The sequence below is a fragment of the Nostoc sp. DSM 114160 genome, assembly GCF_053470305.1.
Map to the genome: position 1 here is coordinate 2,038,626 of NZ_JBPFGO010000001.1, position 24,977 is coordinate 2,063,602.

The window sequence follows — 24,977 nt, forward strand, 5'->3', positions numbered from 1 at the left end:
GGGAGAAATCAATTCAAAATTCACGCATTCAAACATTTTAGAACTTCTGCCTGCTCTTTCCCAATGCCCAATTCCCATGCACAGAAAATTGCTAAAATAAATCAAGAATACTTCACAAATCTTTAGCTAGGTTCTCATAAAAGTTCCTAGCTTCTTGCAATTAAAATATGGCTATTTTTCGTCAATACATCGCTCCACTGCTTGTAGTACTGGTATTTGTTTTTGCTCTAGTGGCAGTCAGCGCCCGGATATTTTTACCGTCCGATATGGCAGCACCCGCACCAATTGAAGAGGTAGAGGTAACTTCTCAACCTACTCCAACTGATTTACCTCCAGCAGCACCTAACGCGAGCTAGCTAAGTCAATAAATATCAGTAAAAATCAGTAGTGTCTGAGCAACTATTACCTGGATATATTATTCGCCGTGGCTCCCTTTTGGAGCGATCGCTGCTGCTCAAATTCATGCAGCGAACTTACCAGGATCTCTTTCCCAACGAGGATTTTTCACACCTAGAGCAAACAGTTAAGCAATACTTTTCTAGCGATACGCCCTTGTGGTGGGTAGAAGAGGAGGGGGAGCAGGGGGACAAGGGGACAAGGGGACAAGGGGACAAGGAGAATAACTATACTCAATTTCCAATTCCCAATACTTCGGCTTCTCTACGAGACGCTGCGCGTAGCTTGCTTCCCCGCAGGGGTACGCTCAGTACAAGTTCCCAATTCCCCATTGCTTGCCTTTGGGTGGGTAATGCCATAGACCAAGTACATGGGAACCGTCATGCTCATATCTTTATCCTCTACGTTGTACCAGAACATCGGCGGCGGGGTATTGGTACAGCTTTAATGCAATATGTGGAAAATTGGGCTATTCAAAGAGGCGATCGCCAAATTGGCTTGCAAGTATTTCAATCAAACAAACCGGCATTGAATCTTTACAATCAGTTAGGTTATCAAACCCAATCCCTATGGATGGTAAAATTCCTGAGTGCAGAAAAATAAACTCAAGGATAGCGATAATATACTGTAGCGTCTAAGTTATAGAGGTTCTCGTTTGGATAAAACTCAACGAGGAAGAAAGGAAAATGTATAAGAACCCAACTAATATATATAAAGCTTTAACTTATTAGCACGGGGGATTATGTGTTAATCCCTTTTCGGGATTGAAATTAAATTATGTATGACGAAGACGATCTAAGCCTACTCGATATTGAGGAGGAGCTAGAAAGCCCCTTAGATAAAATAGAGCCGCTAACTGCCGAATCAGTTGTGGCAAAGCCCGATCCAGAAGTGATGCTAGCCTTGCTGGAAAATCCCCAGCCCCAGCAAAGAATGTTAGCGGCACGTGCTTTTTGTGATATAGAAGATGCGCGTGCTACCCCCCATCTGATTCGCCTATTAACTGATACCTGTCCCTTAGTCCGAGTAAGTGCAGCTTATGGCCTCGGACGCAATCCCAGTTTAGAAGCAGTAAGTCCGTTAATTGCTCAACTAAACAATGATTGGAATGGCTATGTACGTAAAGGTGTTGTTTGGGCTTTAGGAAACTGTCGCGATCGCCGTTCTTTACCACCTTTAGCAAACGCCCTCAGAACCGACATTTCCGCAGTGCGTTTGTGGGCTGCTAGCGCCTTAGCACAAATGGCAGAAGTGGGTTATGAAGCAGTGATAGGCGCAATACCACCATTAATCGAAGCCTTAGTCCAAGATCCCGTAGCAGCAGTGCGAAGTAACAGTGCTTGGGCAATTGGTCAACTGTGCCGCGAATTGCCTTCTAATGTAGTTTATGCCACAGCGATCGATGCCTTAATTCAAGCCTTTGCCGAAGACCAAGATTTGGGAGTCCGAGAAGACGCCAAAGCCTCACTGTTAGGAGTGGGCGATCCCCGTGGCTTGCAGCTGATTGAAACTCTGGAACAAGAAGGGTGGTTTTGATTGGGTATTAGGCATAGGGCATGGAGCATTGGGCATTGGGCATTAATCACTTAAATCCTAACTCCTAACTCCTAACTCCTAACTCCCAACTCAGCACTCAGCACTCAGCACTCAGCACTCTCTAACCTTCAGCTACAGGTTTGACCAAATTTAAGTCATAAGGGCGCTCAGTATCATCCTCACCCAAATATTCACCATTTTGAATTTCCAGAATAACTAGCGGAATATGCCCAGGATTATCTACCTTATGTAGTGTTGCAGCCGGGACATAAGTTGATTCGTTTCGATTCAGTAATATTTCCGCATCGCCACAAGTCACCTTCGCCACGCCGGAAACTACAACCCAATGTTCGTTGCGGTGATAATGAATTTGTGGTTTAATGCCATGCCTGGGCTTGATTTCCACACGGCTAATTCTATAGGTTTCTCCCTCCTCGATTACCTCTACCTCACCCCAATATCGTGTACCTGAATGTGGAGACAATTCGTTGATATTTGACTGAGTATTATTTTCATTGGGAGTCATAATTAATTTCTCAACCAGATAAGTATTAGTATTTATCAGTAATTTACCGTAAACGAGATAAACCTGGGTAGGGAGATGCAGTCACAACATCTCTTCACAACGTCTCTATTGATAACAACTGCTCTAACTTTACTTGAGGCAACAGATTCTATCCGTGAATTTTTAAATGTTTGAAGGCGTGAATTGTTCACTTCCCCGTATACTGAATCCGATAAATCCGATTATTGGCTTCTTCTGTTAGTAGTAAACTGCCATCTGGCAATACGAGTAAACCTACAGGTCGTCCCCAAGTGGTTGGTACAGAAGGATTTAGCAAAAATCCTGTGAGAAAGTCTTCGTAGTAGCCAAGCGATCGCCCTTTAGCATCGAAGGGAACAAATACAATTTTATAACCAGTGCCGCGATCGCGATTCCAAGAACCACGAAAAGCAGCAAAAGCACCGTTCTGGTATTTTTTGGGAAACGTTTTACCATCATAAAACTGCAAACCCAATGCTGCGGAGTGCGCTTGGAACAGTACATCTGGCGTTTGAGTCCGGGCTACTAAATCAGGACGTTTACTTTTGTCACCCGTCTTTTGCCGCGGATCGAGGTTGTTTGGTGTTAGATAAGCATAGGGCCAGCCGTAAAATGCTCCCTGTTTAACGCGTGTCAGATAGTCTGGCACCAAATCATCACCAATTCCATCCCGTTCGTTAACAGTGGTATAAAGTTCCTTAGTTACAGGATGAAAGTCTAAACCAACAGGGTTACGCAAGCCGGAAGCGAAAGTTTGCTGCTGGGAACCATCTAAATTCATCACTTGTATCGAAGCCCGTGGTAGGGGTTCCTCATCTACATTGGTTCCCGATCCAACTGAAATATATAATTTATTGCGATCGGGCGAGACAACGACATTGCGCGTCCAATGGTTGTTATAACCTTGAGCGGGCAAATCGGCAATTTTTTCCCCTTTACCTGTAATTTTGTTTTGATCTTGAGTGTAGGGAAAACGCACCACAGCATCTGTATTACCCAGAAAAAAGGAATTACCTGCAAAAGCCATCCCAAAGGGGTCTATTGAGTCCGTTGTCCCGACTAGCAAAGGTTTCTCGAACGTCAGCTACGCCATCGCCGTTGCTGTCACGCAACAAACGAATGCGATTTTGCCCGGTTTCAGTCACTAAAACATCACCATTGGGGGTTAAAGCTAGCCAGCGTGGGGCATCTAAACCTTCGGCAAAGACGTTTACTGTGAAGTCTGGTGGTACGCGCAGCACCGGATTTTGGGGAATGGGCACAACCTCAGGCCGCTTCGAGGCGCTTTCGGTTGCGAAGGGTGCTGGTAAATTCTTCAGATTGATTCGGATGGGTGTAGGTGAAAGTGCTTCAGTACGGACAATATTTTTTGGCTGTGTATGACTCTGTGTCAGTTGGGCAGAAGGTATAGATTTTTGAGGTGTAGGATTATCTGAGTTAGCGCGAGTCTGGTTACAGGCTGCTGCCAAAATCATTAAAAAAACAGGCAGCAAAAAACGCGCAGGAACTTTCATGGTGGTAGACACTATACACAATGTTCTTACTCTAGACTTGAGGCTTAATAATTGTCGCCAGTCAAAAGTTTGATTTTTTTTAGTTAATCAACCTATTAACAATTCAAAAATAAAGTACTAGTACCGCAAGGCAAAAGTCAAAAGTCAAAAGTATTATGGAATAGTCTTTTTAGAGATTTTAAATGATTGCTCTATTTAAGTTGTGGCGTACTAGTGACTAAATTCTATTCCCAATGCTCAATGCCCTTCAGGAGTGCTGTTAGCGATAGCTCGGCATTTAGCCCGTGCTGTTAGCGGATAGCTAAGGTTTAGCCTGTGCTGAGTTGTGAATCTCACTTATTTACTCGGAACTCATAACTTGGAACTCGGAACTGTTTCGCCCAATGTTCAATATTTACACATACAAACATTTGTTAGTGAACAAAAAATTTTCAAATTCTGCTGCTGGTAAGGGACGACTAAATAGAAAACCTTGCATAGAGTTACATTTGTGTTGGCGTAAAAAACCTAGTTCTGCTTCTGTTTCTACACCTTCAGCTACTACACCTAGATTGAGATTATGAGCCATCTGAATTAATGCCTTAGCGATGGCTGACTTTTGCGAATCATTAGCAACATTATGGATAAAATAACGATCTATTTTTAATGTATTAATTGGTAAGTTTTTCAGATAAATCAAAGAAGAGTAACCCGTACCAAAATCATCGATCGCAATTTTTATACCCAAGGATTGCAATTTACTCATAGTAGCGATCGCACTATTGACATCTTGCATAATCATACTTTCAGTGAGTTCTAGTTCTAGGTCATGTGGTTCTAGATTATTCACGGATATAAAATTAACTACATTATGAATAAAATCTGGCTGATTAAATTCAATTGCTGACAGATTTACAGCAACAATCAATGAATCAATTCCAGCATCACGCCAGCTTTTAATTTGTTGGCATACCCTTTTTAATACCCATTTCCCAATCGGAACAATTAAACCTGTAGACTCTGCTAAAGGAATAAATTCTGTTGGGTAAATCATTCCTAACTCTGGACTTTGCCAGCGCAATAAACTTTCAGCTCCTACTATTTTTCCAGATGTAATATCGACTATTGGTTGATAATAAATTTCAAATTCTTGAAAATTATGTTGTTTTATAGCTCGGTGTAAGCTAATTTCTAACAACTGCATTTTTGGAGACAAGTTATTAATGACAGTCTGAGAAGATAAATACCTTTTTAAAGTAGCGTATTTTTCCAACCTGTTCATAATGGCACTTAATAACTCAGCTCGAGTGAATGGCTTAGTTATATAGTCATCTGCACCCATATCCATACCTTGACGGAAGTCAGATTTAGCAGATTTGGCAGTGAGAAAAATGAAGGGAATGGTTGCCGTAGATGGTTCTTGACGTAATGCTGTTAGCACGCCATAACCGTCAATTTCTGGCATCATCATATCACAAAGAATTAAATCGGGAACTTCGGAGATAGCCAAACTTACCCCGATTCTGCCATTAGCCGCAGCAATAGTTTCAAAATCCTCAGCTTCTAGCAAATCTAAAATGTTTTCACGGACTGCTTCTTCATCTTCTATTATTAAGATTTTGGGCATAAATTACCTCATCTTTCTATTTTATTATTTCCCGACATTATCCAGCAATACTTGTTACAAAAAATGAACTTTATAATTAAGTATTTTAAATGGGTAGATATCTCTACATTTTTTTAAAATTGCCATTTTTAATCTAGCATTTAGTATATTAACACCATTGCTAGCCTGATAAAATGATTTAAAAATATTTACTATGTCTTCTGGGAAAATACAAATTTGCCAATCTTGAATGTCAAACACGATTTGTCTATCTTGGCTAAGTAAATTCAACTTGAAAGTGCTATCATCAGAAAAAAATCTAATATAACTTGAAAAAAAGTTAGTCAAGATATGTGCCAAGAGTTTTTCATTGATGCAGCAGGTTACAAAATTATATTGACTGATGAAAAAAATCAAGCGCCGATAGCCCAGATTCATCTGCATTTGTTCTGGCAATTGTCGGCTATATTCAAACAAATTGAACGATGTTGTTCTATACTCTAATTTTCCCACTTCTAACTGACCGATAATCAAGACATCATTCGACATTTCAGTCATGATTATGTGATATTTGGGCATATTCGTCTGGATGACCCTATTAGACTTACGGTAAAAGTCCAAATCTTCTTCATAAACTTCAATGAAGTGAGTGTATTTGCCTGTCGTAGCTTTACGTACTATAACGCGTGCTGGTAACCATTGGGACTTGAGCAATTGTCTCTTAATGAAAATCTGATGTTCTACCTCAAAAGAACCAATACTAAACATTACCTCTAGTTTTCTCTGTTTTTTGTGCCAGTGTTTAATAGATACTTTCACGAGTAATATTATCTTGGTTATCCACAACTAGCAGTAGTTCCAACTGTTGCTGATGTACACGTGATAACACTGAGACTATCTTCACAAAATATGACACGTTCAATGTCATGACTAAGGTATGCATAACCTCAAGAGTATTGGTTGTTTTCAAGCTAGTTTCAGAAGCTACAAACAGTACCATATCATGCTTGGTGAAGTACCCTACTACTTGCGAAAATGAAAAAACAAGATACTTTTACCCCGTGCTACATCAGTGCGTAAGCGTAGCTCGTTGTAGAAATAGCATCTACTTTAATAGTGATGTTTTTAACACAAGCATCAGGAGCAAACAGTCAATTTTTAACTCTAAGCTTTGTAGGCTGATGAGCTGAGGTCAGGCTTGCATAGATTTTCACGATAGCTATCATCAAATAATAGTTATCTAAAACCACTTATCTAAGTATTTTCCAATATTTTGACGCTAATCAACTAGTAATTTTTGGGATACAAACACTACAAAAAGTGTGTTAAGAATTACAAACTAGCTTGTATCCAGCTAGTTGGGCATTTGTCATTTGTCATTAATTATCCTCCTCTGCTCCTCTGCTCCCCGGTCACTGAGCGTTGGTCATTGAGTTTCGACTACGCTCAACTACCGCGTAGCCGAAATGAGTCGTACCACTTCGTGGAAGCAAGCTACGCGCAGCGTCTCGTAGAGAAGTGCTACTCCCCTGCTAGAAAGCCCCTCTACCTCTTCACAAAGGACGTAATTGCACCCGCCGTTCGCCATAACGTAATAGCCTTTCTATAGTTACGAGCCGATTTTCCCAAACTTTGACTTGATAGGAATTGGACTTAATTTCTTGGCTCATCAATACCCGAAATTGAGACTGGAACCGAGTTAGAGAGGCTTTCGCCACGAGTAACTTACTAGCAGAAGGGGAAGCGGCAAGCTGATTTAAAGCACTGCGTAAAACTTCTGCCTGGTTGTTAAAATCTGAAAGTTTCTGAGATGGTCTTGGTCGTTGGTCATTTTGGAAAACAACTTTCCATTCCCGTTGTAGCGCGGTGTAACGGATGGCGGCAGTTTGAAAAGGCTGATGGAGAGGAATCGGTTCACTTGTTGTAGATTGAATTCTACCTTGGGTGTTACTAAAGAGTTTTTGGAGATCGTTGCTAAAATTTTCTACTGCAAATAGTGCATAACCACTAACTGGCAAGTCTCTTACCAACTGGAGTTGATCGAATGCCCCGATGGTTGGCAAAGAAAGTAAGCGAATTCCCGGCACCAACAAGGTAGCTCCCAATTGTTTAGAGGCAATCCAGGGTTGCGCCAGTCGTTGAAACCGAGAAGTATCAAGAGCATAAGTCATGGGAACAATTAAATCTACATCCCCCTGTTTTGCCCAAGTTTCCCAATTTTGTTGAATTTTCTGAATCCGTTCTAGTTCTGGCAAAGGAAATACTGCAACCGACAAAATCAAATTCGGTTGCTTTTGTCGCAACTGCTGTGATAGTTGAGCGACAAAGCTATCAACTTGATCGGTGCGAAATTTTGTCCATTTTTGCCACAAATCTGTTTGGCTAGGAGAAATATTCACTGGATCTACACCAGTAAGTTTCTGAAATTGCGCTCTTGCAGCTTTCCCATAGCCATAAGTTCGACCTGCTGATGGATCTTGGAAAGGGTAGCGAATGTAGTCTAGCTGTAAACCATCCACCTTATATTTAGTGACAATTTCCTCATACAGCTTGAGCAAGTATTGCCGCACTTCGGGGTTGGCTGGATCGAAGAATGGCTTAGTCTGCCCAACGGGAATCATGTTGCCTAGATTATCGTAGTTTGCCCAATCGGGATGAGCCGCCAGAACTGGCCCTGGATAATTAGGATTAAGGTTGAGAATTTCATTATGGCGTTGATTGCCAGCAGCAAAAGTCCACACCCAAGCGTGTAATTCCATATCTCGCTCATGGGCTAGTTTCACTGCTTCTTCTAGTGGGTTCCACCCACGAATTAATGGGTTTTGCTCTTTTGCGATTTGGCTGGGATAAATTGGATAGCCAGCATTAACAGTTTCAAAAAAGACGGTATTAATCCCGGCTTGAGCGAGGCGATCAAAAATCTGTGCCAGTCCCGCCTTACTACCAGCGCGAACAATCGTCCCCCGATCTAACCAAACTGCGCGAATTTCTGGTTGAGCTAGTTTCCGATCGACAGGAAACTGTTGCCACAAAGTTGTTTTAGCGGCCAGCCATTGCTGACGAGCCAAAGCGTAGTTTTTTTGAGCAATCAATTGGGGTAAATTTTTGGCAATTAACCTTGCTTGTGCTAAGGCTTGGTCTTTACTTATGGCTAGCGCCCCCAGTTTGGTTGAGGCTAATTGTATTGGCTGTTCTTTGACAGACTGGGGGGTGTTCAAATGCCTAGAAAACTGTTTCCCCTCACTTTCAGATATTGTTTCGCCAACATTAGCCGCATCAGCTAACACCGCTAAATGAGCGCTTTCCACCCGACCAATCAGATTTTCTAGTTCTTGCTGGAGAGCGATCGCTTGCTTGCGATCGATCGGCTCATTGGAGTTGGGTGCAACATCCAAACGCACCGCTTGTTCTAATTGGTCAATAGCCTCCTGAGAACTTGGGGGTTTGACCATAGGCAGCGGTCTAGGTATAGGAGCAGTGGCAGTTTTAGGAGGAATGAATGAGGGAGATGAGGGAGATGAACTACCCCCTTGCCCCCCTGCCCCCCGGTCACTGAGCGTAGTCGTTCGCGGAGCGTCTCGCAGAGAAGTGCTGCCCCCCTGCCCCCCTGCCCCTCTGCTCTCCTGCACTAAGGGCGCAGCCGCCACAGTCGTAGAGCAGCTTTGGGAACCTCCTGGTATTTTTTTGGTGCGATTTGATGGCGCTAGTGCTGTCAAATAGTGATTGATAGTAGTTTTTAACCAGGCATTATCCAACTCGGCTGCGGAGGCTGTATCTGTTCCCCAGCGCCAGCCCAAAAAGGTGGAACGCTCAGTTGTTACGACTGCGGCCGGACTATCTTTGGAATTCCAAACAGCAGGAGATTCAGCGCCCATATCATTAGGAATCACAACGCCGCCGCGCACTTTACCAAATAGTCCAGTTTGATTTGCCCATTCTGGTATCTTGGTTTTTGCAGCTTGAATCTGTTCTGTGTCACTAAGGCTGAATCCCCAATAACCTCCCAAGAGCGATCGCAATAATTGCCGCACTCCTGGCGATGACAAACTACCTACAGGCCCACTAGCAATCAAACGCCCTCCCTTACTCATCCAGTCTTCTAGAGCGATCGCTTGAGTTGGTGTTAATGTTTCGACGTTTGGCAAAAATAATACGCGGCGCTCGCCCCAATCTGCCCCACTCCTAACATCATTTAGGGAAATTACACAATATTTCACCCCTATTGTCTCTAAGCGATCGCTTATCCCTCTCCATTGATTTGCATTTTCTTGTCCATAAACTACGCTTAATACGGGTTCTTCAGTCGCCGCCGTTACTGGCAAAATACTCAAAAAATTTAAAACTACAATTTCACAACTTAAAATAAATAATTTTCTAGCTTCTTTTATTTTTAAACTTATATCTTTTTGGTTTTCCTGATAATTCACCAGTGACTCCTCACTTCATTTTTAATTTAGTTATTAGTCATAATTCATTAGTACACAATATAGGATTTGAACTCGATCCTAGTAAGTTTACTGAGATTCTCACTTGGATTAAGTGAGCTAATCTTTTACTTTGCAAAAATAAAATAAAATTCCTATAAGCTTTTCAAAGAGTACTTAGTGAATTACCTTCATCAATCTAGCCTATCAAAAGTAGTTAAAAATGCCAAGATGGATACTCAACTTGCCAAGACGATATATAGAAATTGTTAGTTATTACATTGTGAATTTAATTTCATTAGTAACTAGTTGTTTAGAAAATTTTGCATTTTCCAATTTCCACGCGCTTTTGTGTAATTGCAGAGATTTTTCATTTCAACCTCAAATAATAAATATCACTTTCAATACTTGTCGGAGTTTAGGGGATAGAGGAAAAGGGAAATAAAAAACCCTATTCCAAAAATATTTACCATAGATAACCCCAAACTATTTTTTTGAAAAGAATAGGGATCGGGGGTGAAATTTTGATATGTACTTCATCCACCTGGGAACTGCTATAGACTAAAGAGCTAACAAAAACAGCTTAAATAATACAGGTCTTAATTAAATCTTCTACTCCTCCTACTGGTAAAATTTTTGTCTCAAGTTTGCAGGCTAATTCTTCAATACTCATATCATCTAAAAATACCAATTCACCATGTTTGAGCATTACATTTGGTAGTAAAATTCCGTCTCCCAAATCTTGCCCTTGTAAGTTCAACAGCAAATCATGACCCGTTAGTAATCCTGTGACAGTAATACTCTGTCCCCAATAATCACTACATAAAGCACGCATATTTACTTTTAATCCTTCAACAGAATTTAACCGTTTCAAGATAGGTTTAAAAGCGTTTTCTACTGCGTTGCCTACTACCCAAGTTAATTTTCTCTGAGGATAAACTTTTGACGGTAGTAATTCTGTTGCCGCGGCTGCAAATTGCTTGATAAACAACTGAATTGAACCAACACCATTATCGATTTGGGGATACTCTTCATATTCAGATTCGGTCGGTAATTCCTTACCTGCAATCAAAAACCACTCATCAGCTAACCAAGCAACGTTAGAGGAAAACTTTTGGCGAAATTGTTGCGAAAGTATTTGCACTTGAGAAATCACTTCTTTCGCTTTTTCTCTGGTTACGGGTGTAAGTTCGTCTTCTGGAGGCCGAAACCTTGTCAATCCAACTGGCACAACTGCCACCGACGCCACCGTAGGCACTTCACCAGTATGAAAGGATGCTAAGTCTTTTAGGGTTTGCTCCAAATGTTCGCCATCATTTATACCAGGGACAAACAACTACTTGAGCATGAACTTGTAGCCGTCTTTTTTGAAACCACTTGAGTTGTTGTAAGATTTGTCCCGCACGAGGATTTTTCAAGAGTCTAATTCTAACTTCCGGCTCCGTGGCATGAACAGAAACATACAATGGAGATAAGCGCATTTGTTCAATTCGCTGCCATTCTCTTTCTGGCAAATTGGTCAGGGTAAGATAAGAGCCGTACAAAAAGCTTAAGCGGTAATCGTCGTCTTTAAAGTACAAGCTGGTGCGCTTACCTGGTGGTTGTTGGTCGATAAAGCAAAAAGGACAGCGGTTATTACACTGAATTAAGCCATCAAATAGGGCAGTTTCAAATTCTAGCCCCAAGTCTTGGTCATAATCTTTTTCGATTTCCAGGCTGTGAGTTTTACCAGTAGCGTCTAAAACTTCTAATTCTAAGACTTCATCAGCACACAAAAACTGATAATCAATTAAATCGCGGGGACGTGTACCATTGATTGCAACAATCGCATCCCCAACTTCAAAACCAATCTCTGCGGCTATTGAGTCTGGAAGAACCTTGGTAATTCGAGCAGGATGAATGGTAGTCATGGTGCATAGGGCATTGGGCATTGGGCATTATAGCGTTTCTGAGTTGAGTCTAATACAGACCTAACAAGAACAGCCCTTTCCCTACTAGCGTTAGGGAGTAAAATTCAAAGCCTCTCTCCTTGTAGGAGAGAGGAATGGAAGTGAGGTTAGATTGTATTACATACAAACAAGCAGTCGCTATAGTCATTTGCTTTGAACAAAGGACAAATGACTAATGACTAATGACTAATGAATATTATCCTTTCCAACCTGCTGCGATCGCTAGTAAGATTGCACTACCGAATGCTAATCTATACCATACGAAGATCAGAGTGTTTTTGGTTGCTAAGTATTTGATCAAAAATGCAATTGATAGGTAGGAAAAAATCAAGGTTGAAATAATTCCTACAATTAACAGTGCAACTATGTTATCTGGCAACTGGTGAGCTTGAAACAACTTGAATATTTTCAAGCTTTTATACAGCGTCGCAATTGTAAGAGTTGGAAACCCTAACAAAAATGAGAATTTTGCTGCTGTAGCGCGTTCTAATCCTAAAAATAAGGCAGTTGTCAACGTCGAACCAGAACGAGAAACGCCCGGAATCAAGGCAAGTGTTTGTCCCAATCCAACCAAAATACCATCTTGAATCTGCAATGACTCAAAACCGCGCTTACGAGTGCCAATTTTTTCTGCCAAAGCTAGTAAAAGTGCCATGATAATTGACATTATGGCAATAATTAATGCACTTTCTGGTATAACGTCTTTCAAAAAAAAGCCGAAAATTAAAGCAGGCATTGTTCCTATTACAATACCGACAAGGATTTTCCACTCTTCACGTTGCCAGTCTTTGGCTTTTAATGCTTCGATTCCACCTTTGAGAATATTAGAAATCAGCGACCAAAAATACCCCACAATTGCGATAACGCTGCCAAATTGAATTGCGTCAACAAAATCTTTAGAACCTAGTTCTTTCCAACCAAATATCTTGGTAAAAATTATCAGATGTGCAGTGCTGCTGATTGGTAAGAACTCTGTAATCCCTTGAACAATACCTAAAATAAAAGCTTGAATAAACTCCATATACAATTAATACCTTTTTCGTGTGATAGAGATCGTGATGAACATTTTTTAGCTGATGATGTTGCTTTATATACTCTCTATTGCACCTAATCTTGTAGAAAACTCAATTTTACCGATCGAAAACATCATCGAAGACGCTGACTATGTTCTTACACCCACCTCAATAAGTCAACGCAATTTGAAAAATTCATCAAATTTTAATATTTAACAGACTCATAGCAGCTGACTTTTCACCTCTCTGTAGTTCCTTGTAAATAAGGGACTACAGAAGAGTTCTGTACATAGTGGAACTTGAATGGATTCCCTTGGCGCAGAATGTTTTGTTTGGTTTGCACCAGCGTTTGTGGAAATTCCAGTATAATTACAATGCCCCAGGGGGGGATTTGAAAATGTGATATCTTAAGTAAAATAAAGTTTAGTAACAAATATTAAAAACTTTGATTAATAATACATTGTCTTCCTACAGCGTTTCTACTCCTTCTATTGATACTGAGTTGGATTTAGCTGAGACCGCGCAAAATGGTATCAGACAATTGGAATCTACACTTTCCCTTTCTCCCTCTTTACCCTTATCTACTTCTACCCGACAAACTTGGTTAGTGTTTGCAGCAGCGGTGTTTTTGGTAACAGTGCCAGTATTTATAGAAGCGCCGATTGTGCGATCGCTACCAAGTCTGAGTTTAGCGCTGACAGGATTTTGGGTGTGGCTCAGTTTTGCCTTAATGTCACGTCCCTGCAACTTACGTCTGGGGCGATTTGCTCTTGGGGTTTAGCTGGAGTTGGTTAGCAGGAGCGATTTACTGGGGTTGGTTACGTTGGGAACCTTTATGGCATCTGCCGGTGGAATTTATCGGTTTACCGTTTGCTTGCTGGTGTCTGGCGAAGAATTGGGGCAAGGTAGGTAACTGGTTTTATTTAGGTTCTTTACTCGGTACAGTTTTAACCGACGTATATTTTTATATAGTAGATTTGATGCCCTATTGGCGGCAAATCATGAGAGTAGATGCAGATGTAGTACCGCAAATCTTACAAAATGCTCTCATACAAGTACAAGCACCTTGGGGACAAACTTGGGCGATAATTCTCGCCGTAGTGCTATTAACGGTAGGAATTTTAGCTTTAGGTCGAAATCAAAGACACTGGTATGCCTTTGGTGGAGCAGTTTTAAGCACAATTTTGGTAGACAGCTTATTTTTGTTAGCTGCGATCGCAGCGTGAACAAGGCAAGTGACACCGATCTTCCAATAAGCGTGTGGGCTTCTCTGACTGAAACTTTTCCCAGCCCAATCTACGGCACATCAAAAATGATGCTGTAGATGATTAATTAGTTAAGAAATATTACATAAAAATCGCTCGGCATCAAGTCTTTTTTGGCAAAGTTTTCGCTCTTAAAAATCGTGCAGTTTTGTGTCTGCTTTAAAGGTAGAATCAGCCACTCCGAAAAGATTTCGTCCAGCAGAGAATACTGCTGGAATCGTGGATGTAAGGCTATTGCAGCCATCCAGGCACTCTTTCCACGATGAAAATTTGTGGCGAAAGTATAGTCAAACCCAGTAACGGTAAATATTGTGGATATTAATACGCTGTATATTAGTTTCTGATGACTGCTGTGTTGACTAAGCTATCAGCTTTTGTCCTTTGTCCTTTGTCAGTTGTCCTTTGTCCCTGACCAATGACCAATGACCAATGACTAATGACTAATAACTGTTGTTAGCTTAAAACTTTTATTTCTGTTTGATGGAAAGAGGTAGAAAAATCGTGAAAGGATTGGCGCGTTTATTAACAGTGTTTAGCTTGTTACTTAGTTGCTGGGGATGGTTGGGAACAACTCAGATAGCCCAAGCTGCTAGTTTCAACAGTTTTGCTTTTCCCCAAGTCCCAGTTCTGGCAATTGAGCGGCAAAATAGCGCAGACAGGAAGCTAGCAACGGAATTTGGTAAAAAAATTGATTTGAATAATACCAACGTCCGAGCTTTTCAACAATATCCAGGCCTTTATCCCACCCTTGCGAAGCTGATCATCAAAAATGCTCCCTATCAGAGCGTAGATGATGTATTGAATATTGGAGGATTGAGCGATCGCCAAAAACAAACCCTGCAAGCTAACTTCGATCACTTCACCGTGACAGAACCAGAATCTGCCTTCATCGAGGGAGACGATCGGTTTAACAACGGCATCTACAGATAACTGAATTGCAGTTAATGTAGCAAATAGCAGCCCACTCCTGATTCTAGGGAGTGGCAGATGATATGAGTTATGAGTTAGGAGTTATGAGTTATGAGTTATGAGTTATGAGTTATGAGTTAAAAATTCAAAACTCCTCACTTCTAACTCCTCACTTCTAACTCCTCACTCTTAACTTCTAACTCCTAACTTCTCCATATACCTTGTCTCAGATAGATATTCCCAGCCAATTTGATGTCTTAGTAGTCGGCGCTGGTGCCGCTGGACTATACACAGCGCTATGTCTGCCAGAATCCTTGCGAGTCGGTTTGATTACCAAAGAAACCGTTGCATTATCCGCCAGCGATTGGGCACAAGGTGGCATTGCCGCAGCGATCGCCCCAGAAGATTCTCCCACGCTGCACATTGAAGATACGATCCAGGCGGGTGCAGGTTTATGCGATCGCACCGCTGTCGAATTTCTCGCCGAACATGCCCCTAGCTGTATTCAATCCTTAGTTAACTTGGGGGTAGCTTTTGACCGTCATGGTCAAGCCTTAGCTTTAACTTTGGAAGCCGCCCATTCTCGCCGCCGTGTTCTCCACGCTGCTGACACTACAGGCAGGGAAGTTACTACTACCCTCACCGCTCAAGTATTACGTCGCCAAAATATTCAAGTTATTCAGCAAGCTTTGGCTTTGAGTTTGTGGATTGAAACCGAAACTGGTTGCTGTCAGGGAATTAGCCTGTTTTATCAAGGTAAAATCACCTGGATAAGAGCTGGTGCTGTGGTACTAGCAACCGGTGGCGGCGGTCAGGTATTTGCCCAAACCACTAACCCGGCAGTGAGTACCGGTGATGGGGTAGCGATCGCAGCTAGGGCTGGAGCTATCCTCCGCGATTTAGAATTTGTCCAATTTCACCCGACTGCTCTCACTAAACCTGGTGCCGATCGTTTCTTGATCAGTGAAGCTGTACGCGGTGAAGGGGCACATCTCATCGATAATGAAGGGCGACGTTTTGCCTTTGACTACCATCCTGCGGGTGAACTTGCGCCTAGAGATGTGGTCAGTAGAGCAATTTTCAGCCATTTACAACGTACCGCCCTTGATTTGGCTACTGCTCATGTGTGGTTGGATATGCGCCCCATCCCCGCTGACAAAATTCGTCAGCGCTTTCCCAATATCATCAAAGTTTGTCAGCATTGGGGAGTTGATGTTTTCCACGAACCAATTCCTGTAGCGCCAGCTGCCCATTACTGGATGGGTGGAATTGTTGCGGATCTGATGAATCGCACAAATATCCCTGGTTTGTATGCGGTGGGTGAAACCGCTAGTACTGGTGTACATGGGGCAAATCGCCTTGCCAGTAATTCCCTGTTAGAATGTATTGTGTTTGGGGCCCAGATGGCTAATATTAAGTTAGAAAATATTGGGCTGCTTTCAGAAATACCAGTGCTACCGTTACGGAAATTTAGTCCTGATGCTAGTGAGTGGCACATCCAACAAGTACAGCTAGAAGCACTCAGGGAGAAATTACCGCGTCTAGTGTGGGAAAGTGCTGGTATTTGTCGGGAGCAATCAAGGCTGGAAAGTGCGATCGCGACTATAAAATCTTGGCAGCAAGATTTCGCTGCATTGTCTTTAACTCAATTCTTGCTTGCTTTACGTCCAGCAGAACCCGCTAGTTTTGAACCTACCAGATGTTGAACGGCAATTAGCACTTTGGGCAGAAACCCGCAATTTAATAGATGTAGCTGATTTAATTCTCAAAAGTGCTGCTTTTAGAACCGAAAGCCGAGGCGGACACTTCCGTTTAGATTATCCTCAACCAGACTCAAATTGGCAAGTCCACACACTTATACAAACAAATCATTGGTGGAAATCTCCATTATTGTCTTGAATCAACTACCTTAAACAGCCTGACGGTTTTCGCAACCCTAAGTACAACATCTTGCAATCAGCCGCCAAGTAAAAGATGTGGCGTACAAGATGGTGGTTAACTGAATTGCGCTCTTTTACCACAATCTAAAATCTAAAATTCAAAATTGCCATCAGCGGGTGCCGCTACCATTGTGACTGTCGGGACCACCATAATTTGGTGGAATATATATGTCTTGTAAATTTTGAGAATTGACCTTGCGAGCGATTAGGGCGTTACTGCTAGTAGGACCAAAAGAATTAGCACTTGCAGTACTGAATATACCTGTGCAATCGGCAATTTTTGGGATCAGTAGATAAGCACCTATGCAGAATATCATAAACTTTGCGATTTGGAAGTTACTCTTCATATATTTCGGTAAATTTACTAGCTTTTTTATTTCAAAACGTATTTTTTGGTTACTACCGTATATTTACTGTATTTTTCAGAAAAAGTATTTTAACTTTATGAAATTATTGCTAGTACTGTACAAATCATTGTGGTATTCCCTTGTCGATTAACCTTAATCTGCCGATATTAAATAGTTTTCATACTTAAGTGGTATTTCAAATAGGCGATTTTTACATCAGTCTCAAGTTAGATATGTCAATGATTTACTGCAAGCTTTTTGAGTAATTCATTATTTATTAATAATATCTTAATATTTTTAAGTATAAACACTATGTTCCATAAATCATGAGTTCAAAAAAACATGAAATAACACTTATCTTATTGTATAGTTTATAGATTTAATGAGTAAAGATATGTAAAGATAAAACAACATATTTTATAGAAATAAAAGGATTTTAAAATTTTACTTTGCGTAATAAGCGAATAAGCACTAGTATAAAAATTTTTGTAAAATAAATTACATAGAATTTATTTTGAAAATTCTTTTTGATCGCTAATTATTTTTGGACATAAATTATCAGGTTTAGCGCTCAAGCCAAAAAGCCTTACCAGGTCTAAATTTGACGAAAAATTTACCTCGCAAGATATACGCTATATTTTTTCGAGACAGTGCCTTAGACGTGTCTCTGGTCTAAAGTCATAATTTGAATGTAAAAATTGTAACTATAGTCAAAAAAGCTGGAGGCTTGACTCTTAACTAATTAAGCAAACTCGTAGCGATTTTTACCCAGTCGCTTGGCACGGTACATTGCTGTATCAGCTTGTTTCATCAAAGTTTCGCTATCTTGACTGTTGTATGGATAAACACTAATGCCAATACTCGCAGAGACTCGGATTGTATAGCCATCCAAAACAATTGGCTTGGTAATACTGCTTAAAATTTTTTCAGCGACTTTAGCAGCTATTTGGACGTCAGGTATTGCTCGTAAAATCACAGTAAATTCATCGCCACCCAAACGAGAAACCGTATCACTAGCGCGTAAAGAGTTGCTGAGTCTTCCAGCAATAGTCATTAGCAAGCGATCGCCCCTCTCGTGTCCCAAAGTATCATTGACTTGTTTAAATCCATCTAGATCGATAAACAGCAGTCCCAGCAACAAGTTGTTGTGTTGTGCCCAATGTAAGGACTCGTAAAGTTGTTCGGCAAAAAATTTGCGATTAGATAAACCAGTGAGGGGGTCGTGATACGCTAAATAACGTAAGTGGTCTTCTTTGAGTTTTAATTCATTGTTAGAGCGGGATAGTTCAGCAGCAGTACGCTTGAGCTGTTCTTCCATCAACTTGCGCTGAGTAATATCTCGGATGACACCAACTAAAAAGAAATTGCCGGCTGAGTCTTTGTGAAGCGATCGCTTAGTGGCAATTTGATGAGTCTGGCCATCGGCATTTGTAAATTCTTCTTCATGTTCGTGGGGTTGTTGAGTCCGAAAAACAAGATCGTCTTGTTGTCGAAACACATCAGCTTCATGTTTTGGGAAAAAGTCATAGTCTGACTTTTCAATTAAAAAACTTATTTGGATAACCGATAAATCGACAATACGCCTCATTTAAAACAATCCACTGATGTTGTTCATTTTTTACAAAAATTGGATCGGGGATCGTGTTGATCACGTGATGCAAAAATTCTTTGGAACGTTTCCACTCTTCCTGCATGTGAGCAATATGGCTAGTCATCCAAATAGCTGAAGTGCCAAAGCAAACCAGTGAGGGAATGAGTGGTATCCACCAACCGGACAAGAAAGCAAGGTATGCACTCACGGTCAATACAAAGCAACAAACTACGATCGAGAAGAGACTCCTAGTTGCGTGTCGTATCCGCCATATCGTCACGGCTCCCAGATAAGACCAAACAAAAACCCACAAGTATTCCACCAAGTCAGGCCAAACTTTCAGTAATGGTCTTCCATCAACAGCAGCAGAAATTAACTCACTAATAAAATAAGCCTGCAATTGAATACCAGGTACAGGCTTTGCCGTACCCATAACACTGCTAGAGTAGGGAATAAATACAAAATCTGGGAGACTGGGCGCAGTCGAACCAATAAGTATAATCCGATCTTTGATTAAGTTTGCTTTTACTTTATCTGCCAGTACATCTCTCATCGATACCTGGCGAAAACTACAAAATTCTCCAGACGAACTTTGACATTTAGGTTTGGGAAAATTGCTCAAAATTTGGTAGCCTCTATCATCAGCTCCCACATAAGCACCATCATTAGCCTCAAAACGAGTAAATGCTGCCTTACCCAATTGCAAATACTCAGGGTTACTTTTTGCTTTAGTGGGAGTAATTCCCTTTGACTTTAAATACAATAAAGCCAACTTCAGGGCAAAACTTTCGTGTACTTCGCTTTTAACGTGCCAATACAACAAACTGCGACGTACTTTACCATCAAGATCGTACAGCACGTTATTGAAGCCCACTTGATCCCGATTCAGTCCCAGTGGAGGCGAAACACTAAAGTTTTTGTTGTTGTCATTTGCTAGCAGTTCAATACCAATCAAGTTGGGTGTTGACTGATAAACATTACGTAGTTCTTGATTACCAGGCTCTACTGGTAAATTTCTGTAGATATCTAAGCCAATCGCACGGGGTTTGTGGACATTTAATTTCTGCAACAACTGGGCAATCTTCGCATCTGGAATTGGCCATGAGCCTACTTCGTTTAAATAAGCTTCATCAATCACTACGATCGTAATCCGGTTTTCTGGCGGTTCATTTGGACGTAAGCGAAAAAATTGATCCAAAGCCGCCAACTCCAAAGATTGCAATAATCCAATGGAGTGCAAAAACAGGACGCAGACTGCAACGCTGGCCGCAGTAATCAATTCTCTGTGTCCTCGACTAAGCGATTGTTTCAGTCCAAAGGTTAACTTCACAAAACGCTTGCCTAGCTGCTGATTCATTGCCATTACCTAGTAGGCAGAAATATTCTCTATTTCTTATAGCTATTAACTATCGGACTAAGATAGCTCAAGTAAGAGCTAAATAGAATTTATAAAAATTTTTTCAACTATAAAAATCAATTAAAATATACATTTTTTAAAGTAAATGTACTTAGCCAATTTCCTTGAGCTTAAGTATTTGCAGAGCAAAGCCGCAATAAAATTAGTAATTGGGCATTAGACTTCATGCAGAAGTGGGAATTGGGTTTGGGGAAAAGGGGGAAAGCGGCTCATAAAAACCCTTTTCCCAATAAAGATGAGTCCCTTTCCCCCAAGAGTGCAAAAGTAACTTTTGCAAGAGGGGTCTATTGGATAAGACCTATTATCTGTTACCAAAAACAAAAAAGCCAACTGGAAACAGATTTTACTGTATTCATCCAGCTGACTATGGGGTGTGAACTACTGAATATCAGTGTAGGTACTTTACTTAAAATACTTGAAGTTTTGAGGCCCTGTGTAACCAGAAACTTTCGCTAGTTCCTCTAAGTTTTGGACTCCGCTATAGCTTTTACCATTAACGATCCAAGTGGGGAAACCTTCAATTTTTGCAGCTTTACATACTTCTGGTTGAGCTTTGACTCCATCGGGAGCGCACTCTACTTTAATATCATTATTGATTATTTCCTCAGCTTCTTTACCAAAAAGCAGCTTTTGTTCGTGGCAGTGAGGACACCAGTAAGCAGTGTATTCCTTCGCGCCTACCTTCGCCAGATGGCGTGCTAAGGCTATTTCTGCCTCACCAGAAGTAGTGGTAACTTCCCAACCGAACGCTGGGTTAGGGTTTTCCTTGGGAGTAAAGGTAATTTTTGTGGGTTGTCCAGGAGTTCCAGGTGTAACATCTGATTGATTCACGCCAGCATAAACGCCTAAAGTAGCAATCAACGTTACCATCCCGACAATCAAGGCAGTAAAGAAAATTTGTCCAATATCCTCCCAAGTCCGACCGATAATCGTTAGTATCAAAAGACTCACAGAGAACAAAGCTGAACCGATACAGTAAGGACAAATAGCTTTGATTTGAGATGTCAGCACATACATTAAGTAGCCGCTAAAGACAGACATAGCGATCGCACCTACCAGCAGCAGCCACCACGTCCAATTTTCCAATTGTTTGCGGTTATTGTTTTCCCCGGAGTTGAATACCAAGGGAGCCAAAGCCAATATCACCATACTGGTGTATGCCAAAAACCCAAATAAAGCTAATGGCTGTCCAAAAACCGTTGCCCAAGGACTGGAAAGCACATCATTACAGCCTTTAGCACCAGCCTGTGCCACACAAGCGGCACTGCCTCCGCTTAACTTTTCTATGGTGAGATAACCTGTTGTCAGAGCACCACATCCAGCGATCGCGGCAATCAATGGACGTGACCATTTATGAATCCAAGGAGTAGAACGGCGGCGAATCATAAATATTGTGAAATGGGGATTACTAAAAGTTAGAAGTTAGGAGCGAGGAGTGAGGAGTTAATAATGAAGAGTTAGGAACAATTAATTTAAAACTCATAACTCTTGTACAGACGCGATTAATCGCGTCTCTACTCCTAACTCTCTTTCCCCACTCCCTAAGAATGTAATTTCACTTGTTCTGCTGATTTGCCTTCACCTTTGGAGTTCCAATTGCGACGGGCAGCTTCCACAAATTGGCTGACGCGAATTGGGTCAATTGGTTGCTCTATGCGTCCATGACGTTTTAGGGAACTGGAAACTATTACACCATCTGCTGCTTGCATTAATGTATCAATATTTTCCCAGTTGGCCCCACTGCCGATGAACACTGGTGTGCCATTTGCTGCACCACAAGCTAGTTCCAAATCTTCTAAATTAGGAGGACTACCTGTAGCCCAACCAGATAAAATCACTCCGTCTGCTAAACCCCTTTCAATGGTGTCTTTCACAGCGACTGTGAGATTTGGAGAACTCAAAGGACGGGCGTGTTTCACCAACACATCGGCCAGGATTTTAACATCACAGCCCAACTCCCGTCGATAGCGGAGTAGTTGATGGGCTTCTCCCTCAATTAATCCCTGGTCGGTTGCCATCACCCCTGTGAGGACGTTGACGCGAATAAATTGCGCCTGTACACAACTAGCGATCGCTATTGCACTTTTGGCGTCATTTCGCAAAACATTTAAGCCTATAGGCAAAGTTACCAAATTCTGTATCCGCTGCACCACAATGGTCATGGCACTCACAACCACCGGATCGACTTGGTTTTTGGTAAACGGCGCGTCGAAAAAATTCTCGACAATCAGACCGTCAACTCCTCCACTTGCTAAAGCTGCGGCTTCTTGTTCGGCACGGTCAATCACCGCTTTTAAACTACCTCCCCAACGGGGTGAGGTAGGCAGTGGTAGCAGGTGAACCACGCCAATAATTGGTGAGCGAGTTTTAAATATCTGATATAAGTCCACGTCTTTAATCCGCCTCGCACAGTCCAGAGTCCAGATTTTTTTGATTATTGAACGCCTGTTCAACACCACTCCCCTTCAGGTCGGGAACCTTTATATAAGGGTGGCTTTTCAACGGGGAAAACCCCGCACCTGACTGGCTCCTCTTGACCCTTGACTCTTGACTTTTCATTAACTAGTCAAATGTGTTTTATGATAGTCGGTTTATTGCCTCTTTCCTCAGATGGAAATTGGCGTGTAACCTCCCATAAGATATGTTAAGATAAAACCTGGCTACAAGAGGAGTTTGCCACTCACTAGACGCAAGGCAGCTTTCCGTGGTTTAGGCGTCTTGTCCGCGCCCAGTCGTAGGACTTGCCAATCGCCAGGGTAGCATTACTGCTTTATAGGCGTAGTCGCTTTCGTCGATTTCCCTGAGGGTAGCGACTTCTCACAACAAGCCCTTTGGGCGGCTTCCCGATGGGTAGGTTAACAAGGCACACGCTGTGGTAATGTAAAATACCAATAGGCGAATTGTTAAAAAAGATTACAAGTGTCAAATGTACCCAAAGACACTTCAATTTACCCTGGGGAACAGATTGATAAAAATATCATAACATGACCTCTATTTTTATTATTGATAGGGTCATAAGTCCACGGATAGTTGCTGACAGTGGGAATTTGCCACTGTACTGTTATTAGAAGGATAGCGATCGAAAAAAAGCGAAATGAGCATCAGAATGTTGATTACAAGAAAAAATGAAGATATTTTCCAAATATGGGTTGACAAGCCAACAATTGCCATTTCTCACCTGGGCTGCGAGAAAAATCGAATTGATACAGAACACATGCTGGGAATGCTTGTAGAAGCAGGCTACGGTGTAGATACAAATGAAGAGTTAGCAGATTACGTTATTGTTAATACTTGTAGTTTTATTGAAGCGGCCCGGCAAGAATCTGTCAGAACTTTAGTAGAACTGGCAGAGGCAAATAAAAAGATCGTAATTACTGGCTGTATGGCTCAACACTTCCAAGAACAACTTTTGGAAGAGTTGCCTGAAGCAGTAGCCGTTGTGGGTACAGGCGATTATCACAAAATTGTAAATGTAATTGAGCGTGTTGAACTTGGCGAGCGGGTCAAACAGGTTAGTATAGAGCCAACCTACATTGCCGACGAAACTACACCGCGCTATCGCACGACAACGGAGGGCGTTGCTTACCTCCGGGTTGCCGAAGGTTGTGATTATCGTTGTGCATTTTGTATAATTCCTCATCTTCGAGGAAACCAGCGATCGCGTACTATTGAATCTATCGTCGCCGAAGCGGAGCAATTAGTTAGTCAAGGGGTAAAGGAAATTATTTTAATTTCCCAAATCACTACTAATTACGGTTTGGATATTTACGGTCAGCCAAAATTAGCCGAATTACTTCGCGCTTTGGGGAAAGTAGATATACCGTGGATCAGAATGCACTACGCTTATCCCACGGGACTGACCCCCCAGATGTGATAGCGGCCATCCAAGAAACACCCAACGTCCTGCCTTATCTGGATTTGCCCTTGCAGCATTCTCATCCAGAGATTCTCCGCGCCATGAACCGCCCTTGGCAAGGGCGCGTAAATGATGGGATTATAGATCGCATCAAAACGGCGCTACCAACAGCCGTACTGCGGACAACATTTATTGTTGGTTTCCCAGGAGAAACTGAAAAGCATTTTGAGCATCTACTAGAGTTCGTCGAGCGGCATGAATTCGATCATGTTGGTGTCTTCACCTTTTCCTCTGAGGAAGGAACTCCAGCTTATAAGTTGCCAAATCAGTTGTCCCAAGAGGTGATGGACGATCGCCGATACCAACTGATGGAACTCCAGCAACCGATTTCTCAAAAGAAAAATCAACAGGAAGTAGGCAAAATAGTCGATGTCCTGATTGAGCAAGAAAATCCTGAAAGTGGTGAATTAATCGGTCGTTCAGGTAGATTTTCCCCAGAGGTTGATGGTCTGGTGTATGTCAAAGGCCAGGCAAAGTTAGGAACCATCGTGCCAATAGCGATTCACCACGCTGATACATACGACCTCTATGGTCAAGTAGTCAATAACTAAATTGTCTTTTGTCTTTTGTCCTTTGTCTTTTGTTAAATGACCCTTACAGATTCACCCTTATCCCAAGATCGACACTGCAT

General features: G+C 41.7%; 14 protein-coding genes and 6 pseudogenes. 7 read left to right on the top strand and 13 right to left on the bottom strand.

The window, feature by feature from the left end; genetic code table 11:
* The first annotated feature begins 167 nt into the window (after positions 1-167).
* The 3 genes from NSTCB13_RS09225 to NSTCB13_RS09235 all read left to right on the top strand — a co-directional run bounded on the left by NSTCB13_RS09225 (position 168) and on the right by NSTCB13_RS09235 (position 1,932).
* Complete coding sequence (locus NSTCB13_RS09225) at positions 168-356, top strand: hypothetical protein (protein WP_448272088.1); 189 nt, start codon at positions 168-170, stop codon at positions 354-356.
* 31 nt (positions 357-387) lie between these two features.
* The gene (locus NSTCB13_RS09230; protein WP_448272090.1) at positions 388-999 is read left to right on the top strand and encodes a GNAT family N-acetyltransferase; all 612 of its coding nucleotides are present in this window, start codon (positions 388-390) and stop codon (positions 997-999) included.
* Positions 1,000-1,173: 174 nt separating this feature from the next.
* Positions 1,174-1,932 carry a HEAT repeat domain-containing protein gene (locus NSTCB13_RS09235; protein ID WP_448272091.1) on the top strand — a complete coding sequence of 253 codons (759 nt, stop codon included), beginning with the start codon at positions 1,174-1,176 and terminating at the stop codon, positions 1,930-1,932.
* A 121-nt stretch (positions 1,933-2,053) separates the two neighbouring features.
* On the opposite strand, the gene NSTCB13_RS09240 is transcribed toward NSTCB13_RS09235, so the two are convergent.
* The 8 genes and pseudogenes from NSTCB13_RS09240 to NSTCB13_RS09275 form a co-directional block, all read right to left on the bottom strand.
* Complete coding sequence (locus NSTCB13_RS09240) at positions 2,054-2,458, bottom strand: phosphomannose isomerase type II C-terminal cupin domain (protein WP_448272092.1); 405 nt, start codon at positions 2,456-2,458, stop codon at positions 2,054-2,056.
* A 187-nt stretch (positions 2,459-2,645) separates the two neighbouring features.
* A pseudogene (locus tag NSTCB13_RS09245) lies at positions 2,646-3,990 on the bottom strand (PQQ-dependent sugar dehydrogenase).
* 394 nt (positions 3,991-4,384) lie between these two features.
* Positions 4,385-5,596: an EAL domain-containing response regulator gene (locus tag NSTCB13_RS09250; RefSeq protein ID WP_445629308.1), complete on the bottom strand. Its 1,212-nt coding sequence runs from the start codon at positions 5,594-5,596 to the stop codon at positions 4,385-4,387.
* A gap of 54 nt (positions 5,597-5,650) precedes the next feature.
* A complete protein-coding gene (locus NSTCB13_RS09255) occupies positions 5,651-6,394 on the bottom strand; it encodes a hypothetical protein (RefSeq protein WP_448272094.1) in 744 nt (247 codons plus the stop codon).
* Entirely contained in the window at positions 6,378-6,575 is a 198-nt protein-coding gene (locus tag NSTCB13_RS09260) for a hypothetical protein (RefSeq protein ID WP_448272095.1), read from the bottom strand. The genes NSTCB13_RS09255 and NSTCB13_RS09260 overlap by 17 nt, the downstream gene beginning before the upstream one ends.
* A gap of 553 nt (positions 6,576-7,128) precedes the next feature.
* On the bottom strand, positions 7,129-10,005 hold the full coding sequence (locus tag NSTCB13_RS09265; RefSeq protein WP_448273162.1) for a family 10 glycosylhydrolase: 2,877 nt from the start codon (positions 10,003-10,005) through the stop codon (positions 7,129-7,131).
* A 577-nt stretch (positions 10,006-10,582) separates the two neighbouring features.
* Positions 10,583-11,909: pseudogene (locus tag NSTCB13_RS09270) on the bottom strand (TIGR03279 family radical SAM protein).
* A 235-nt stretch (positions 11,910-12,144) separates the two neighbouring features.
* Complete coding sequence (locus NSTCB13_RS09275) at positions 12,145-12,969, bottom strand: undecaprenyl-diphosphate phosphatase (RefSeq protein ID WP_448272096.1); 825 nt, start codon at positions 12,967-12,969, stop codon at positions 12,145-12,147.
* 437 nt (positions 12,970-13,406) lie between these two features.
* Between NSTCB13_RS09275 and NSTCB13_RS09280 the strand changes: the two are divergent.
* Positions 13,407-14,187, top strand: a pseudogene (locus NSTCB13_RS09280) (DUF3120 domain-containing protein).
* A gap of 106 nt (positions 14,188-14,293) precedes the next feature.
* Here NSTCB13_RS09280 and NSTCB13_RS09285 read toward each other — a convergent pair.
* Entirely contained in the window at positions 14,294-14,470 is a 177-nt protein-coding gene (locus tag NSTCB13_RS09285; RefSeq protein WP_448272097.1) for a hypothetical protein, read from the bottom strand.
* 257 nt (positions 14,471-14,727) lie between these two features.
* On the opposite strand from NSTCB13_RS09285, the gene psbU reads away from it, so the two are divergent.
* Complete coding sequence (gene psbU, locus NSTCB13_RS09290) at positions 14,728-15,156, top strand: photosystem II complex extrinsic protein PsbU (RefSeq protein ID WP_322710183.1); 429 nt, start codon at positions 14,728-14,730, stop codon at positions 15,154-15,156.
* A 200-nt stretch (positions 15,157-15,356) separates the two neighbouring features.
* Positions 15,357-17,034, top strand: a pseudogene (nadB, locus tag NSTCB13_RS09295) (L-aspartate oxidase).
* A 151-nt stretch (positions 17,035-17,185) separates the two neighbouring features.
* On the opposite strand, the gene NSTCB13_RS09300 reads toward nadB, so the two are convergent.
* The 4 genes and pseudogenes from NSTCB13_RS09300 to btpA all read right to left on the bottom strand — a co-directional run bounded on the left by NSTCB13_RS09300 (position 17,186) and on the right by btpA (position 22,820).
* Entirely contained in the window at positions 17,186-17,392 is a 207-nt protein-coding gene (locus NSTCB13_RS09300; RefSeq protein ID WP_448269415.1) for a hypothetical protein, read from the bottom strand.
* A 772-nt stretch (positions 17,393-18,164) separates the two neighbouring features.
* Positions 18,165-20,370 (bottom strand): annotated as a pseudogene (locus tag NSTCB13_RS09305) (CHASE2 domain-containing protein).
* Positions 20,371-20,832: 462 nt separating this feature from the next.
* Positions 20,833-21,816 carry a vitamin K epoxide reductase family protein gene (locus NSTCB13_RS09310; protein ID WP_445629316.1) on the bottom strand — a complete coding sequence of 328 codons (984 nt, stop codon included), beginning with the start codon at positions 21,814-21,816 and terminating at the stop codon, positions 20,833-20,835.
* A 155-nt stretch (positions 21,817-21,971) separates the two neighbouring features.
* Positions 21,972-22,820 carry a photosystem I biogenesis protein BtpA gene (gene btpA, locus NSTCB13_RS09315; RefSeq protein ID WP_448269419.1) on the bottom strand — a complete coding sequence of 283 codons (849 nt, stop codon included), beginning with the start codon at positions 22,818-22,820 and terminating at the stop codon, positions 21,972-21,974.
* A 716-nt stretch (positions 22,821-23,536) separates the two neighbouring features.
* Here btpA and rimO point away from each other — a divergent pair.
* A pseudogene (gene rimO / locus NSTCB13_RS09320) lies at positions 23,537-24,897 on the top strand (30S ribosomal protein S12 methylthiotransferase RimO).
* Positions 24,898-24,977 lie beyond the last annotated feature (80 nt).

Coding starts and splice junctions, on each gene's coding strand:
- NSTCB13_RS09285 (WP_448272097.1), bottom strand. CDS start 14,470: ATGGCTGCAATAGCCTTACATCCACGATTCCAGCAGTATTCTCTGCTG.
- NSTCB13_RS09275 (WP_448272096.1), bottom strand. CDS start 12,969: ATGGAGTTTATTCAAGCTTTTATTTTAGGTATTGTTCAAGGGATTACA.
- NSTCB13_RS09250 (WP_445629308.1), bottom strand. CDS start 5,596: ATGCCCAAAATCTTAATAATAGAAGATGAAGAAGCAGTCCGTGAAAAC.
- NSTCB13_RS09235 (WP_448272091.1), top strand. CDS start 1,174: ATGTATGACGAAGACGATCTAAGCCTACTCGATATTGAGGAGGAGCTA.
- NSTCB13_RS09310 (WP_445629316.1), bottom strand. CDS start 21,816: ATGATTCGCCGCCGTTCTACTCCTTGGATTCATAAATGGTCACGTCCA.
- NSTCB13_RS09225 (WP_448272088.1), top strand. CDS start 168: ATGGCTATTTTTCGTCAATACATCGCTCCACTGCTTGTAGTACTGGTA.
- NSTCB13_RS09240 (WP_448272092.1), bottom strand. CDS start 2,458: ATGACTCCCAATGAAAATAATACTCAGTCAAATATCAACGAATTGTCT.
- NSTCB13_RS09260 (WP_448272095.1), bottom strand. CDS start 6,575: ATGGTACTGTTTGTAGCTTCTGAAACTAGCTTGAAAACAACCAATACT.
- NSTCB13_RS09300 (WP_448269415.1), bottom strand. CDS start 17,392: ATGATATTCTGCATAGGTGCTTATCTACTGATCCCAAAAATTGCCGAT.